16 protein-coding genes are annotated in these 13,291 nt (G+C 70.4%); 11 read left to right on the top strand and 5 right to left on the bottom strand.

The window, feature by feature from the left end:
• Positions 1–9 precede the first annotated feature (9 nt).
• From ACH4U7_RS18760 to ACH4U7_RS18720, 9 genes are all read left to right on the top strand, one after another.
• Positions 10–861, top strand: coding sequence for a helix-turn-helix domain-containing protein (locus tag ACH4U7_RS18760; RefSeq protein ID WP_398529005.1), 852 nt, complete (start codon positions 10–12; stop codon positions 859–861).
• Positions 862–865: 4 nt separating this feature from the next.
• Positions 866–1,075 carry a DUF397 domain-containing protein gene (locus ACH4U7_RS18755; protein ID WP_398529004.1) on the top strand — a complete coding sequence of 70 codons (210 nt, stop codon included), beginning with the start codon at positions 866–868 and terminating at the stop codon, positions 1,073–1,075.
• The gene (locus ACH4U7_RS18750; protein WP_398529003.1) at positions 1,050–1,265 is read left to right on the top strand and encodes a DUF397 domain-containing protein; all 216 of its coding nucleotides are present in this window, start codon (positions 1,050–1,052) and stop codon (positions 1,263–1,265) included. Before ACH4U7_RS18755 ends, ACH4U7_RS18750 begins: the two co-directional genes overlap by 26 nt.
• A gap of 15 nt (positions 1,266–1,280) precedes the next feature.
• Entirely contained in the window at positions 1,281–2,030 is a 750-nt protein-coding gene (recO, locus tag ACH4U7_RS18745) for a DNA repair protein RecO (protein WP_014179800.1), read from the top strand.
• Between the two features lie 37 nt (positions 2,031–2,067).
• Positions 2,068–2,907 (top strand): isoprenyl transferase, encoded by an 840-nt coding sequence (locus tag ACH4U7_RS18740; protein WP_385631771.1) that lies wholly within the window; start codon positions 2,068–2,070, stop codon positions 2,905–2,907.
• Between the two features lie 132 nt (positions 2,908–3,039).
• The gene (locus tag ACH4U7_RS18735; protein ID WP_398529002.1) at positions 3,040–4,404 is read left to right on the top strand and encodes a TerD family protein; all 1,365 of its coding nucleotides are present in this window, start codon (positions 3,040–3,042) and stop codon (positions 4,402–4,404) included.
• A 113-nt stretch (positions 4,405–4,517) separates the two neighbouring features.
• Positions 4,518–5,351 carry a lysostaphin resistance A-like protein gene (locus ACH4U7_RS18730; protein WP_398529001.1) on the top strand — a complete coding sequence of 278 codons (834 nt, stop codon included), beginning with the start codon at positions 4,518–4,520 and terminating at the stop codon, positions 5,349–5,351.
• A 26-nt stretch (positions 5,352–5,377) separates the two neighbouring features.
• Positions 5,378–6,700 (top strand): sensor domain-containing protein, encoded by a 1,323-nt coding sequence (locus tag ACH4U7_RS18725; RefSeq protein WP_398529000.1) that lies wholly within the window; start codon positions 5,378–5,380, stop codon positions 6,698–6,700.
• Positions 6,652–7,296, top strand: coding sequence for a response regulator transcription factor (locus ACH4U7_RS18720; protein WP_089506681.1), 645 nt, complete (start codon positions 6,652–6,654; stop codon positions 7,294–7,296). Before ACH4U7_RS18725 ends, ACH4U7_RS18720 begins: the two co-directional genes overlap by 49 nt.
• A gap of 36 nt (positions 7,297–7,332) precedes the next feature.
• On the opposite strand, the gene ACH4U7_RS18715 is transcribed toward ACH4U7_RS18720, so the two are convergent.
• The 4 genes from ACH4U7_RS18715 to ACH4U7_RS18700 form a co-directional block, all read right to left on the bottom strand.
• Positions 7,333–7,752: a Fur family transcriptional regulator gene (locus ACH4U7_RS18715; RefSeq protein ID WP_385626287.1), complete on the bottom strand. Its 420-nt coding sequence runs from the start codon at positions 7,750–7,752 to the stop codon at positions 7,333–7,335.
• Between the two features lie 121 nt (positions 7,753–7,873).
• Entirely contained in the window at positions 7,874–8,803 is a 930-nt protein-coding gene (locus ACH4U7_RS18710) for a metal ABC transporter permease (protein WP_398529406.1), read from the bottom strand.
• A gap of 4 nt (positions 8,804–8,807) precedes the next feature.
• Positions 8,808–9,707 (bottom strand): metal ABC transporter ATP-binding protein, encoded by a 900-nt coding sequence (locus ACH4U7_RS18705; RefSeq protein ID WP_398528999.1) that lies wholly within the window; start codon positions 9,705–9,707, stop codon positions 8,808–8,810.
• 29 nt (positions 9,708–9,736) lie between these two features.
• The gene (locus tag ACH4U7_RS18700; RefSeq protein ID WP_398528998.1) at positions 9,737–10,702 is read right to left on the bottom strand and encodes a metal ABC transporter substrate-binding protein; all 966 of its coding nucleotides are present in this window, start codon (positions 10,700–10,702) and stop codon (positions 9,737–9,739) included.
• A gap of 219 nt (positions 10,703–10,921) precedes the next feature.
• On the opposite strand from ACH4U7_RS18700, the gene ACH4U7_RS18695 reads away from it, so the two are divergent.
• On the top strand, positions 10,922–12,304 hold the full coding sequence (locus ACH4U7_RS18695) for a glycine--tRNA ligase (RefSeq protein ID WP_398528997.1): 1,383 nt from the start codon (positions 10,922–10,924) through the stop codon (positions 12,302–12,304).
• A 139-nt stretch (positions 12,305–12,443) separates the two neighbouring features.
• Complete coding sequence (locus ACH4U7_RS18690; protein ID WP_385626292.1) at positions 12,444–12,737, top strand: hypothetical protein; 294 nt, start codon at positions 12,444–12,446, stop codon at positions 12,735–12,737.
• Here the strand turns inward: ACH4U7_RS18690 and ACH4U7_RS18685 are convergent.
• On the bottom strand, positions 12,706–13,269 hold the full coding sequence (locus ACH4U7_RS18685) for a hypothetical protein (protein ID WP_398528996.1): 564 nt from the start codon (positions 13,267–13,269) through the stop codon (positions 12,706–12,708). The two genes, ACH4U7_RS18690 and ACH4U7_RS18685, sit on opposite strands and share 32 nt — an antisense overlap.
• Between the last annotated feature and the right edge of the window lie 22 nt (positions 13,270–13,291).

Below are 13,291 nucleotides of genomic sequence, written 5' to 3'. Positions count from 1 at the left end.
GGTCCGCACATGCCGCAGAAGGCAGCCCCAACCGCGCGACAGCGCCGCGTTGGCGCGGAGTTGCGCAAGATGCGCGAGCATGCCGGGATGAACGTGGCCCGCGCCGGTGAGCAATTGGGCGCGGACCGTACCCGTATCAGCAACATGGAGGCCGGTCGCCTCGGCGTGAGCGATGAGCGCATCAGGATGTTGGCCGGGATCTACGCATGCAGTGACCAGGCGTACGTTGATGCGCTTGCGGCCATGGCCTCAGAGCGTGGCCGAGGCTGGTGGGACGAGTACGAGGGAAAGATGGCCGCCACTGCACTGGACCTGGCCGAACTCGAACTCCGGGCCGTGAGTCTCCGCGCTGTGCAGATCATGCACATCCCGGGACTCCTGCAGACCGAGGACTACGCGAAGGCCGTGTTCTCGATCGCCGAGCCGGAGCCCACTCCCGCCCAGCTCCGAGTCAGTCTGTCCTTCCGGTTGCGGCGCCGCGATGTCCTGGATCGCGACGATCCGCCGTCGTGCACCTTCCTGATTCACGAGGCAGCCCTGAGGATGGAGTTCGGTGGGGCCAAGGTGGCCCGTGGCCAGCTGGAGAGCGTCCTTGAGGCATCGGAGCGGGACAATGTCACCGTGCGAGCCATCCCCTTCTCCGCTGGGGGATTTCCGCATGCGGGAGCCTCCGTGACGTACATGTACGGAGTGGTTCCGCAGTTGGATACGGTTCAGCTCGACGCGCCCACCGGTGTGATGTTCCTCGATGGCGAGACCCACCTCGTCAACTACCGGCGGATCCTCGACCGGACGGAAGAGCTGTCCCTCACGCCAGAAGACACGCGCGATTTCATTCTCGCCATCGCACAACGACTCTGAAGGCATGGAGATGTCCCACATACAGTGGCGGAAGTCCTCCTACTCGGCGGACGCCCCAGACAACGCCTGCGTCGAGCTGGCTCACACCTCTGGCGCCGCGATCCTGCTTCGAGAGAGCGACGACCCGCACGTGATCATCGCGGCCACGCCGGCCGCTCTCCGCGGGCTGATAAAGGGGATCAAGGCCGGTGAGTTTGATTTCGTGGCCAGCTGACGGTTGGCGGAAGTCCTCGTACTCGGCGGACGCCGAGGGCAATGCCTGCGTCGAGCTCGCTCGCACCCCGGACAGCATCCTCCTGCGGGAGAGCGACGAACCGCACACCGTGATCACAACCACCCCCGCCGCCCTCCGCGCCCTCACTCGCGCCGTGAAGGCCGGGCGGTTCGATCATGTGTCCCGCTGAGGGACAATAAGCGCCATGAGTCTGTTCCGCGACGACGGCATCGTGCTGCGCACCCAGAAGCTGGGCGAGGCGGACCGGATCATCACGCTGCTCACCCGTGGTCACGGCCGGGTGCGGGCCGTGGCCCGGGGGGTGCGGCGGACGAAGTCGAAGTTCGGGGCGCGGCTCGAGCCGTTCAGCCATGTCGATGTGCAGTTCTTCTCGCGCGGGGGCGGCGAGCTGGTCGGCCGCGGGCTGCCGCTGTGCACGCAGAGTGAGACCATCGCTCCGTACGGCAGCGCCATCGTGACCGACTACGCCCGCTACACCGCCGGTACGGCGATGCTGGAGACCGCCGAGCGGTTCACCGACCACGAGGGCGAGCCCGCCATGCAGCAGTACCTACTGCTGGTCGGCGCGCTGCGCACGCTCGCCTCGGGGGAGCATGAGCCGCATCTCATCCTGGACGCGTTTCTCCTCCGCTCCCTCGCCGTCAACGGCTACGCGCCGAGTTTCGACAACTGCGCGAAGTGCGGCATGCCCGGGCCGAACCGGTTCTTCTCGGTCGGCGCGGGCGGGGTGATCTGCGGGGAGTGCCGGGTGCCCGGAAGCGTCGTACCCTCGGCGGAGGCGCTGATGCTGCTGGGGGCGCTGCTGACCGGGGACTGGGAGACCGCGGACGCGTGTGAGGCTCGGCATGCCCGGGAGGGCAGTGGGCTCGTGGCGGCGTATTTGCACTGGCACCTGGAGCGGGGGCTCCGGTCGCTTCGGTATGTAGAGAAATAAAGCGCGGAAGCAGTTGAGAGAGGGAGACGGCAGGCACATGGCACGACGCGGGATTCTGGGCCGACAGCGGCGCGAGTACCGGGCCCCGGACCCGCACCCTTCGGGTGCCCGTCCGCCGAAGATCCCCGGTGAGCTGGTGCCCAAGCATGTGGCCGTCGTCATGGACGGCAATGGCCGCTGGGCCAAGGAGCGCGGGCTGCCGCGTACCGAGGGGCACAAGGTGGGCGAGGGCGTGGTCCTCGATGTGCTCAAGGGGTGTCTGGAGATCGGGGTGAAGAACCTCTCCCTCTACGCCTTCTCCACCGAGAACTGGAAGCGCTCGCCCGACGAGGTGCGCTTCCTGATGAACTTCAACCGGGACGTCATCCGCCGCCGCCGCGACGAGATGGACGAGATGGGTATCCGTATCCGCTGGGCGGGGCGGATGCCGAAGCTGTGGAAGTCCGTGGCGCAGGAACTCCAGGTCGCGCAGGAGCAGACCAAGGACAACGACGCCATGACCATGTACTTCTGCATGAACTACGGCGGCCGGGCGGAGATCGCGGACGCGGCGAAGGCGCTGGCGGAGGATGTCAGGGCGGGCCGTCTTGACCCGTCGAAGGTGAACGAGAAGACGTTCGCGAAGTACCTCTACTACCCCGATATGCCGGATGTGGATCTCTTCCTGCGGCCCTCGGGCGAGCAGCGCACGTCGAACTATCTGATCTGGCAGAGCGCCTACGCGGAGATGGTCTACCAGGACGTGCTGTGGCCGGACTTCGACCGCCGCGACCTGTGGCGGGCCTGCCTGGAGTATGCCTCGCGTGACCGCCGCTTCGGCGGCGCGATCCCGAACGAGGTGCAGCAGAAGGACGGTTCCCAGCCGGGTCCGCAGTAACGCCGACCGACCATCCTCTTCTCTGGCCGGTGCCGTCGCCTCAACTGGGCGCGGCACCGGCCTTCGCGCTCTCAGGGACCTGTGTCATGATCCGTTCCCGGTCCCTGGGTGTGGAGAAAAGGTGGAGTAACGATGGGGGAAGTGGTCAAGGGAGGCAATGCCTTCGTGCCGTCCGTCCCGCTGCGGATCGCCGTACGGAACGGGCTGGACGCCTCGGCGTGGCTGCTGACGGCCGACGGGCGGGTCCGGGGCGACGCGGACGTCGTGTTCCACGGCGCGCCCGCCCATCCGTCGGGCGCCGTGCGGCTGGCCGGGGGTGAGGACGGCACGGTGTGGCTGGAGGTCGGCCTCACCACGGTCGAGGAGGAGATCGTCCGCGTCCTCGTGGTCGGGTCGACGGACGGTGGCGCGATACGGGACGTGGCCGGGCCGTCGGTGGAGGCGTTCGCGCCGGACGGGACGTCGGTCGCCCGGTACGACGTGACCGACGGCGGCGGCGAGACGGCCATGGTGCTGGCGGAGCTGTACCGGCGGGCAGGGGGCTGGAAGTTCCGCGCGGTGGGCCAGGGGTATCTGGACGGGCTCACCGGGCTGGCCGGGGACCACGGTGTGGACGTGGCGGCGGAGGACGGCCCGCGCCCGGAGCCTTCCCCCGTACCGGTACCGGCCCCCGCAGCGGTACCGGCCCCCGCAGCGGTGCCGACGCCCACGGTCGCGGTGCCGCACCCCGTACCGGCGCCCCCCGTGGCCCAGCCGGTCGCGGACTGGTCGTTCGGCGCGGTCTTCGAGCCGTACGAGCAGCACGGCCGGGACAACGACGTGATCACCGTGGACGGGCTCCCGCCGGGACCGGTCATCGTCGAACTCACCCTCGAAGGCGGGGGATACACCGGCCTGTGGACCCTCGACAAGCGGAACAAGCAGAAGGACAACCTCGTCAACAGCACCGAGCACGCCTTCCGGGGACGGCTGCTCACGGTCGTCCCCGAGCGCGGGCCCCTGCGGCTGCGGTTGCAGGCCGATGGCCCCTGGCAGCTACGGGTGTTGCCGCTGGCGGCGGGCCGTCGGCTGACGGAGGAGTGGCTGGAGTGGGGCGGCCCCGACGTCCTGCTGCACACGGCGGGCACGGCCGACCTCGCCATCCGTTACCGAGGCGACGACAACCTCATCGTCCACCTCTATGAACTGGCGGGGCACGAGGACCCCACGACCCTGCCCAGCTACGAGAACGCCGTCAACGAGATCGGCAAGCGGCGGGAGACCGTGCCGCTGCCCGAGGGGCCGGTCATCGTGCATCTGGAGATGGCGGACGGGCCCTGGCAGGCGCGGCTGAAGGGGCTGCAGCCGCACAGCGCGCCGCCCACCACGCCCATGCCGGTCCCGGTGGCGTCGGCACCAGCAGTCGCGCCCGTCCCGGGTACGGCGCCCATCCCGGCCCCGGGCAAGGTGTCCGAGCCCCGCAAGGTGCGGGACTGGCTGCGCCGGGGCAGGCGGTGAGCTGTACATAGGTACACCCCTGCTCGGCAGCTACGTGCAAAGGCAGCGGGCTCCCCGACCGGCATCGTCGACGGCGACGAGATCCGGTTCGACCCGATCGGGGGCCTGGCGGTATGCACAAGTGGAACAAGTGGAAAGCGAAGGCAGGGGTGTTCCTCGCGGTCACGTTCGTGACGGCGGGGATATTGGGCGCGGCGCAGCCCGCGACGGGGATACCGACGGAGGTCATCCAGCTGACCCAGTTCGGGCCCGCGCTGGGGGTGGCGGCGGTGGCTCTGCTGTGGCCTTCGCCGGTACGGGCGCTGCTCGCCGGCGCGTGGCCGGGCGGCAGGGCGGCCGCCCCCTCGGCGCGGCCGGGGGGACGGCCGGGACGGGCGGGCCGTGCCCTGCCGCTGTTCGCCACGGCGCCGCTGTTCGCCACGGCGCTGCTGATCACCGCGCTCAGCGCGGGCACGTACGCCCTGGCGACCGGTGACGCCCACGCCACCGATCCACGCTCCCTGGACCACCCCTTCGCGTTGATCGTGGTGGCGCAGCTGATCGGCGCGTGCGGTGAGGAGATCGGCTGGCGCTGCTTCCTCCAGCCGCTCCTGCGGACCCGTTTCGGCCCGCTCGCCGTGTCGACCTCGATCGGCGCGGTGTGGGGGGTGTGGCATGTGCAGGTGTTCGCGCAGGCCCCGGCGTACGCGGCCGGGTTTCTGCTGGGCACGGTGGCGATGTCGGTGGTCCTGGGGCTCGGTCTTGAGCGCGTACGGGCCAACCGGCTGCTGCTCGCGGGCGGCTTCCACACCCTGATCAACCTGGGCATGCTGCTGTTCATGGACGAGGAGTCCGGTGCGGTGCTGCCCATGGTGCTCTTCGGGGCCGCGTGCCTGGTGGCGGCGGTGCCGTGGGTGTGGCGGACCCCCGTGGCTAGGATCCCCGCCATGGCGCACTCGGCGCGCTGATCCGGCGGGAGCGATGGGCGGCGGTCATGGGGGGATTGGGGGCCGGCGGTCTGCGCGCCCTCGTCAGGTGTCAGCTGCTCGGGCTGGTGGCCCTGGCGGTGGTCGCCGTCGGCGGGCTGGTGATCGGCGCGCTGCTGCTGCTCCCGATCGGGCTCGGGTTCCGGCTGCTGCCGCCCGCCGCGGGCGCCCTGCGCGGGCTCTCGGACCGGTACCGGTCATGGACCGCCCGCTGGACGGGTACGGCGATCAGCCCGCCGGACCCGCTCGCCCCGGACCGGGCCGAGCGCCCGCGCCGACGGGCGGCCGCGGTTCTCGGGGACGAGGGGTTCTGGCGCGATCTGCGGTGGGCCTGGCTGGAGCCGTGGTTCGGGGGGCTGCTGGTCGCGGTACCGCTCGCCCTCGTCGAGTACGGGGCGTTCGGCGCGCTGGTGCAGCCGTTCATCTGGCGGCTCCTCGACGACGGCAACTGGTACGCCTTCATCCCCGTACGCTCCACCCCGACGATGCTCGCCGCACTGGCCCTCGGCCTCGCGTTCATCGCGGCCGGGGTGCGGCTGGCCCCCGTCGTGCTCGGGTTGCACGGCCGCTGGAGCCGGCGCCTGCTGTCCGCGCCGCGCAGCACCGAACTCGCCCGCCGCGTCGAACGGCTCACCGACATCCGCGACGAGTCGCTGGACGCGCAGGCGGCCGAACTCCGCCGTATCGAACGGGATCTGCACGACGGCGCACAGGCCAGGCTGGTCGCCCTCGGCATGACGCTGGACGAGGCCACCCGGCTCCTCGACGTCGACCTGGACGCCGCTCGCGGGCTGCTGCTGGACGTGCGCGATACCTCCGCGCGGGCGCTCCAGGACCTGCGCGACCTGGTCCACGGTATCCAGCCCCCGGTGCTCGCCGACCGGGGGCTCGGCGACGCCGTACGGTCGCTGGCGCTCGACAGCTTCCTCGACGTCCATGTCGAGGTCCGGCTGCCCGGACGGCTCCCGGCGCCGGTCGAGTCCGCCGCCTACTTCGCGATCAGCGAAGCGCTCGCCAACGCGGCCAAGCACTCCGGCGCCCAGGAGGTGCGCATCACCCTGACATACGGGGACCTGACACACGAGGACCTGACACACGGGGACCTGACACACGAGGACAGCGCACGGCTGCGGGTCACGGTCACCGACGACGGCCGGGGCGGCGCGGACCTGGCGCGGGGGACCGGACTGCGCGGCGTACAGCGCCGGTTGGGTACCTTCGACGGCAGTCTCGCCCTGCACAGCCCCCTGGGCGGCCCGACCACCGTGACCTTGGAGATCCCGTGCGCGTCGTCCTCGCCGAAGACCTCTTCCTGCTCAGGGACGGGCTGATGCGCGCCCTGCGGGAGCACGGCTGCGAGGTGATCGCCTCCGTGGACAACGGCCCGGCCCTGCTGCGCGCGCTGCGCGAGGAGGATCTGGACGTCGCCGTGGTCGACATCCGGCTGCCGCCGACCCACACCGACGAGGGCCTTCAGGCGGCCCTGGAAGCCCGTCGCACCCGCCCCGCGCTGCCGGTGCTGATCCTGTCCCAGTACGTGGATCAGCTCTACGCCCATGAGCTGCTGGCCGGGGGCGAGGGCGGTATCGGCTATCTCCTCAAGGACCGGGTCACCCACACCGGGCAGTTCATCGACGCGGTGCGTACGGTCGCGGCCGGCGGTACGGTCATGGACCCGCAGGTCATCTCCAAGCTGCTGGCCCGCAGCGACGCCAGGGGGCGCACCGGCAGCCTCACCCCGCGCGAACACGACGTCCTCAAGCTGATGGCCGAGGGCCGGTCGAACGCCGCCATCGCGCACACCCTGCACTTCAGCGAGAGCGCGGTCGCCAAACACACCGCGAGCATCTTCGACAAGCTGCGGATCGAACCGTCCGCCGACGACAACCGCCGCGTCCTGGCCGTACTGGCCTACCTCAAGCGCTGAGGCGGCAGCGCTTGAGGCGGCCGTCAGCCCCGGGGGTTACGCCTCGGGCGCCGTCGCGCAGTCCCCGCAGGTGCCGAAGATCTCGATGGTATGGGCGACGTCCACGAAGCCGTGCTCCGCCGCGATCGCATCGGCCCACTTCTCCACGGCCGGGCCCTCGACCTCGACCGCCTTGCCGCAGGTGCGGCAGACCAGGTGGTGATGGTGCTCGCCACTGCTGCAGCGGCGGTAGACGGCCTCGCCGTCGGTGGTGCGCAGGACGTCGACCTCGCCCGCGTCGGCGAGGGACTGGAGGGTGCGGTAGACCGTGGTCAGGCCGACGGAGTCGCCGCGGTGCTTGAGCATGTCATGCAGCTCCTGCGCACTGCGGAACTCGTCAACCTCGTCCAGCGCCGCAGCCACCGCCGCCCGCTGCCTGGTGGACCGGCCGTGTACTGGGGGACCCGCGGTCACCACAGTTGCCTCCTCAACATCGCCTGCTCGTCGCCTGCTCGTACGTCGCGCATCCGCGTGGCCATTGTGCCAGGGAATGCTGAGCGAACGGGCTGGACAGCTGGACGCCCGATGAGACGCCCGGTCAGACGAGGACATCGTCCGCTTCGCCCGTTCCGGGGGAGCCCGCCCCCGGAACGGCGGCGCGGGCGCCGGGCAGCGGGAGGGTGCAGCGCTCCTCGGCCACGGCGGCTGCTCTGCGGGCGCGGCGTCTGGCCAACGGGGCGGCGAGCGCGGTGATCACGGCGAAGACGCCAATGGCGAGCACGACGATGCTCGCACCGGGCGGAACGTCCTCGTAGAAGGAGAAGACCGTGCCGGAGAGCGTCACCACGACGCCGATGGCGACGGCGAGCGCGAGTGTCATCGCGAAGCCGCGGGTGGCCTGTTGGGCGGCCGCGACCGGGACCACCATCAGGGCGCTGACCAGCAGCAGGCCCACGACGCGCATGGCGACGGTGACGGTGACGGCGGCGGTGATGGCCAGCAGCAGATTGAGGGTGCGCACCGGCAGGCCGGTCACCCGCGCGAACTCCTCGTCCTGGCACACCGCGAACAGCTGGCGGCGCAGCCCGAGGGTGATCAGCACGACGAAGGCCGCCAGACAGCTGATCACGGTCACGTCCTCGCGCGAGACGGTGGTGATCGAGCCGAAGAGATACGTGGTGAGGTTGGCGTTGGAGCCGGTCGGCGAGAGGTTGATCAGCAGCACACCGCCGGCCATACCGCCGTAGAAGAGCATCGCGAGGGCCAGGTCGCCGCGCGTCTTGCCGTACCAGCGGATCAGCTCCATGAGGATCGCACCGAGCGCGGAGACCGCGACGGCCGTCCACACCGGGTTGGTGCCGGTCAGAAAGCCGAGCGCGACGCCGGTGAGTGCGACGTGGCCGATGCCGTCGCCCATGATCGCCTGGCGGCGCTGGACGAGGTAGATACCGACGGCGGGGGCGGTGATGCCGACCAGGACGGCGGCGATCAGGGCCCGCTGCATAAACGCGTAGTCGAGGATTTCCAACATGTCAGGTCAGCAATCCCGTCCGGATCGGTTCGGCGTCGTGCGCCGCATGCGGATGTACGTGGTCGTGGCCGGGCAGCGCGTGCTGGCCCACGGCCTTGGGCGGCGGGCCGTCGTGGACCACGCAGCCGTCGCGCAGCACCACCGCGCGGTCGATCAGCGGCTCCAGCGGGCCCAGCTCATGCAGCACCAGCAGCACGGTGGCGCCCTGGGCGACCTGCTCGCGCAGCGTCTCGGCAAGGATCTCCTGGCTGGCCAGGTCGACCCCGGCCATCGGCTCGTCCATGATCAGCAGTTCGGGCTCACCGGCCAGCGCGCGGGCGATCAGCACCCGCTGGTGCTGGCCGCCGGACAGCGCGCTCACCGAGTCCTTGGCCCGGTCGGCCATCCCGACCAGCTCCAGCGCCCGGCGCACCGCCGCCCGGTCCGCCGCACGCGGCGGACCCAGCCGCCTGCGGGCCAGCCGCCCGGAGGAGACCACCTCGCGGACGGTGGCGGGCACGCCGCTGGCGGCGGTGGTGCGCTGCGGTACGTAGCCGATGCGGGCCCAGTCGCGGAAGCGGCGGCTGGGGGTGTCGAACAGCCTCAGCTCACCGCCGGACAGCGGCACCTGGCCGACGACGGAGCGCACCGCCGTGGACTTGCCGGAGCCGTTGGCGCCGAGCAGCGCGACGACCTCGCCGCGCCGTACGGTCAGGTCGACGCCGCGCAGGACGGGGCGGCCGCCGAGGGAGGCGGTGGCGCCGCGCAGCGATATGACGGCGGGGGCGTCGGTGGAGGTCTCGGCGGGGGACTCGTCGTCGTGGGTTTCCGCAGAGGTCTCGGCGGGGGTCGTGGCGGGGGTCTGGGCTGAGGTCTCGCCGGGGGCTGTGGCGGGGGCTGTGGCGGGTGGTTCCGGCTTCATGCGGCTTCCTCCGCTCGTCGTTTCGCGCCTCACTTGGCGCCCAGGGCCGTCTGGAGCGCCTTGAGGTTGGCGCGCATGACCCCGAAGTAGTCGTCGCCCTTGGACTGGTCGCTGATGCCCTCGATCGGGTCGAGCACATCGGTGCGCAGATGCAGATCGCCTGCCAGGGTCTTGGCGGTCTTGTCGCTCACCAGCGTCTCGAAGAAGACGGTGCCGACCTTCTCCTTCTTCGCGACCGAGTGCAGCGCCTTCATCCGGGCCGGGCTGGGCTCGGACTCCGGGTCGATGCCGGAGATGGCCTCCTGGCGCAGGCCGTAGCGCTCGGCGAGATAGCCGAAGGCGGCGTGGGTGGTGATGAAGGTGTCCGAGGTGCGGCTCTTCAGGCCCGTCTTGAAGTCGTCGTTCAGCGTGCCGAGCTGCTTGACCAGCACGGCGGTGTTCTTCTTGTAGGCGGCCGCGTTGTCGGGGTCGGCCTTCTGCAGCGCCTTGCCGACACCCTCGGCGACCTGGGCGTAACGCACCGGATCCAGCCAGATGTGCGGGTCGGAGCCCGCGTCCTCGCCGGAGTGCTCGTGCTCGTCGTCCCCGTGCTCGTGGTCGCCGTCCACCTCGGTACCGTGGTCTTCCAGGGTGGTGAACGAGGCCGCGTCGGCGATGTGCTTCGGCTCGGCCTGGCCGATGGCGGCATCGACGGCGGGCTGCAGACCCTTGAGGTAGACGACCAGTCCGGCCTTGCTGAGGTCGGCGGTCTGCCGGGCGCTGATGTCCAGGTCGTGTGGTTCCGCGCCGGCCTTGGTCAAACTGGACACATGGACGTGACCGCCGCCTATGCGCTCGGCGAGAAACTGCATGGGGTAGAACGACGCCACCACATCGAGTTTGCCGTCCGTACGGCCGTCTGTCGCATTGGCGGAGCAGGCTGTGAGCGTCGTGGCCAGACCGAGAACAGCGGCTCCGGCGACGGCGGCCGGGATGATGGAGCGGCGTATGTTCATGACTCTCATTTTCAACAAAGATGGAAACGATTGTCAACAACGGGCCTCTTCTTGATCGTTTTGTCGATCGTTTCGCATACCGATTTGATCCGAGGGGTGGAGCCGCCGGTAACCTGAAGCATTCGCTTTGTCGTCCGCACGCCGTCCGCAAAGCCGCCATCAGCGACACACAGTCGTCTCACACAGTCGTCATCAGCCGTCATCAATGAAGAGAGCACCGTGGCCGCCGACAAGATCGACACCATCGTCAGCCTGAGCAAGCGCCGTGGCTTCGTCTACCCGTCCAGCGAGATCTACGGCGGGCAGCGAGCTGCCTGGGACTACGGACCGCTCGGCGTTGAGCTGAAGGAGAACATCAAGCGCCAGTGGTGGCGCTCGATGGTCACCTCGCGCGACGACGTGGTCGGACTCGACTCATCGGTGATCCTCGCCCGCGAGGTCTGGGAGGCGTCCGGCCACGTCGCCACCTTCACCGACCCGCTCACCGAGTGCACCTCCTGCCACAAGCGGTTCCGCGCGGACCACCTGGAGGAGGCGTACGAGGCCAAGCACGGCCGGCTGCCCGAGAACGGGCTGGCGGACATCAACTGTCCGCACTGCGGCACCAAGGGCAGCTTCACCGAGCCCAAGCAGTTCTCCGGTCTGCTCTCCACCCACCTCGGCCCCACCCAGGACTCCGCCTCGGTCGCCTATCTGCGCCCCGAGACCGCCCAGGGCATCTTCACCAACTTCCTCGCCGTCCAGCAGACCTCGCGCCGGAAGCCGCCGTTCGGCATCGCCCAGATCGGCAAGTCGTTCCGTAACGAGATCACGCCGGGCAACTTCATCTTCCGCACCCGCGAATTCGAGCAGATGGAGATGGAGTTCTTCGTCAAGCCGGGCGAAGACGAGGAGTGGCACGAGTACTGGATGGAGCAGCGCTGGAACTGGTACCGCGACCTTGGCCTCCAGGAGGCCAACATCCGCTGGTACGAGCACGCCAAGGAGAAGCTCTCCCACTACTCCAAGCGCACCGCCGACATCGAGTACCGCTTCAACTTCGGCGGCTCGGAGTGGGGCGAGCTCGAGGGCGTGGCCAACCGCACCGACTACGACCTGAAGGCCCACTCCCAGGCCTCCGGCCAGGACCTGTCGTACTTCGACCAGGAGGCCGGCGAGCGCTGGACGCCGTACGTCATCGAGCCGGCGGCGGGCGTGGGCCGCACCATGCTGGCCTTCCTCCTCGACGCGTACATCGAGGACGAGGCGCCCAACGCCAAGGGCAAGATGGAGAAGCGCACCGTGCTGCGCCTCGACCCGCGCCTCGCGCCGGTCAAGGTCGCCGTGCTGCCGCTGTCCCGTAACCCGCAGCTCTCGCCGAAGGCCAAGGGGCTCGCGACGGACCTGCGCAAGCACTGGAACATCGAGTTCGACGACGCGGGCGCGATCGGCCGCCGCTACCGCCGCCAGGACGAGATCGGCACGCCCTTCTGTGTCACCGTCGACTTCGACACCCTCGAGGACAACGCGGTGACCGTGCGTGAGCGCGACACGATGAAGCAGGAGCGGGTCTCCCTCGACCAGATCCAGTCGTACCTGGGCGGCCGACTGATCGGCTGCTGATCGGCTGCTGATCAGGGCGTTTCATAAGGCGATCAGGCCAAGACGGGCCCTGGCGCCGCGGGTAGACTGCCGCGGCGCCAGGGCACAGCTTTGTGGCTCTGCGGAGAACCGGGGGGGTTCCGGAATCGTGCTGCGAGGTGTGACGCATCACATCACGGCCACCCGCGAGGACGGGACCGTCTTCGAGGTGAGCTACGGATACGGCGCCCGGCAGCGGCGGATGCTCGGCTGCCTCCACTGCGACTGGGAAGAACAGATCACCTACGGCGGCGCCCGGCACAAGGGCCTCGATCACCTCGCGCAGGCACACGGCGCGGTCGGCAGCCCGACCATGACGGCCGACGCGCGGGCGCGGCGGCAGGTGCTGTGGGCGATGACGGTCTGCTTTCTGATCGCCGCGGTCATCCTGTGGTGGGCCACGTCCCGGACGTGAGGTCGGCGTGGTTCGTGGTGTCTTCATGGTCCGTCTCGCGGGCCGTCTTCAGGGCCAGCACGGCACACAGCGCCGCCAGCGGCAGCTCCGCGCCCACGGCCATGGCGAGGGCCGCGGCCAGTTCGGCGCCCGGGGCCGCCGTGACGGTGTCGAACCAGGCGTCCACCACCAGCAGCGCGGAGGTCGCCGCCGCGGTGAGCCGGTGGCGGTCGTCGCCCCGCCGCAGCAGACCGGTGGCCACCAGCCCAACCGCCTCCAGCGCGTCCAGGCCCACCCACGCGACGTTCCAGTGACCGACCTGGGCGGTGGGCGGCAGCGTCGTCGCCAGGACGACGAGCCAGGGGACGAGCGCGACGCCACTGCCGAGCAGCACGCACTCCACGGCCCGGGGGCCCCGGCGGCTGCGGCGGGCGGGGCCGCCGAGCCCGGCCCGGGTCGCGCGGGCGGCCCGGGTGGTCCGGACGGCCCGTACAGAGCGGGCAGGGCGGGCAGTCCGTGCGGGGCGGGCCGTGGGGGCGTACAGGGCGCTCATCGGGGCTGATCTCCTTCCGGCC

The sequence above is a fragment of the Streptomyces sp. NPDC020845 genome (genome assembly GCF_044334165.1).
GTDB lineage: Bacteria > Actinomycetota > Actinomycetes > Streptomycetales > Streptomycetaceae > Streptomyces.
The sequence above is the reverse complement of the archived record's forward strand: the minus strand, read 5'-3'. Positions and strand labels throughout refer to the sequence as shown.

Coding starts and splice junctions, on each gene's coding strand:
- ACH4U7_RS18730 (WP_398529001.1), top strand. CDS start 4,518: ATGCACAAGTGGAACAAGTGGAAAGCGAAGGCAGGGGTGTTCCTCGCG.
- ACH4U7_RS18725 (WP_398529000.1), top strand. CDS start 5,378: ATGGGGGGATTGGGGGCCGGCGGTCTGCGCGCCCTCGTCAGGTGTCAG.
- ACH4U7_RS18755 (WP_398529004.1), top strand. CDS start 866: ATGGAGATGTCCCACATACAGTGGCGGAAGTCCTCCTACTCGGCGGAC.
- ACH4U7_RS18705 (WP_398528999.1), bottom strand. CDS start 9,707: ATGAAGCCGGAACCACCCGCCACAGCCCCCGCCACAGCCCCCGGCGAG.
- recO (WP_014179800.1), top strand. CDS start 1,281: ATGAGTCTGTTCCGCGACGACGGCATCGTGCTGCGCACCCAGAAGCTG.
- ACH4U7_RS18760 (WP_398529005.1), top strand. CDS start 10: ATGCCGCAGAAGGCAGCCCCAACCGCGCGACAGCGCCGCGTTGGCGCG.
- ACH4U7_RS18735 (WP_398529002.1), top strand. CDS start 3,040: ATGGGGGAAGTGGTCAAGGGAGGCAATGCCTTCGTGCCGTCCGTCCCG.
- ACH4U7_RS18740 (WP_385631771.1), top strand. CDS start 2,068: ATGGCACGACGCGGGATTCTGGGCCGACAGCGGCGCGAGTACCGGGCC.
- ACH4U7_RS18700 (WP_398528998.1), bottom strand. CDS start 10,702: ATGAACATACGCCGCTCCATCATCCCGGCCGCCGTCGCCGGAGCCGCT.
- ACH4U7_RS18685 (WP_398528996.1), bottom strand. CDS start 13,269: ATGAGCGCCCTGTACGCCCCCACGGCCCGCCCCGCACGGACTGCCCGC.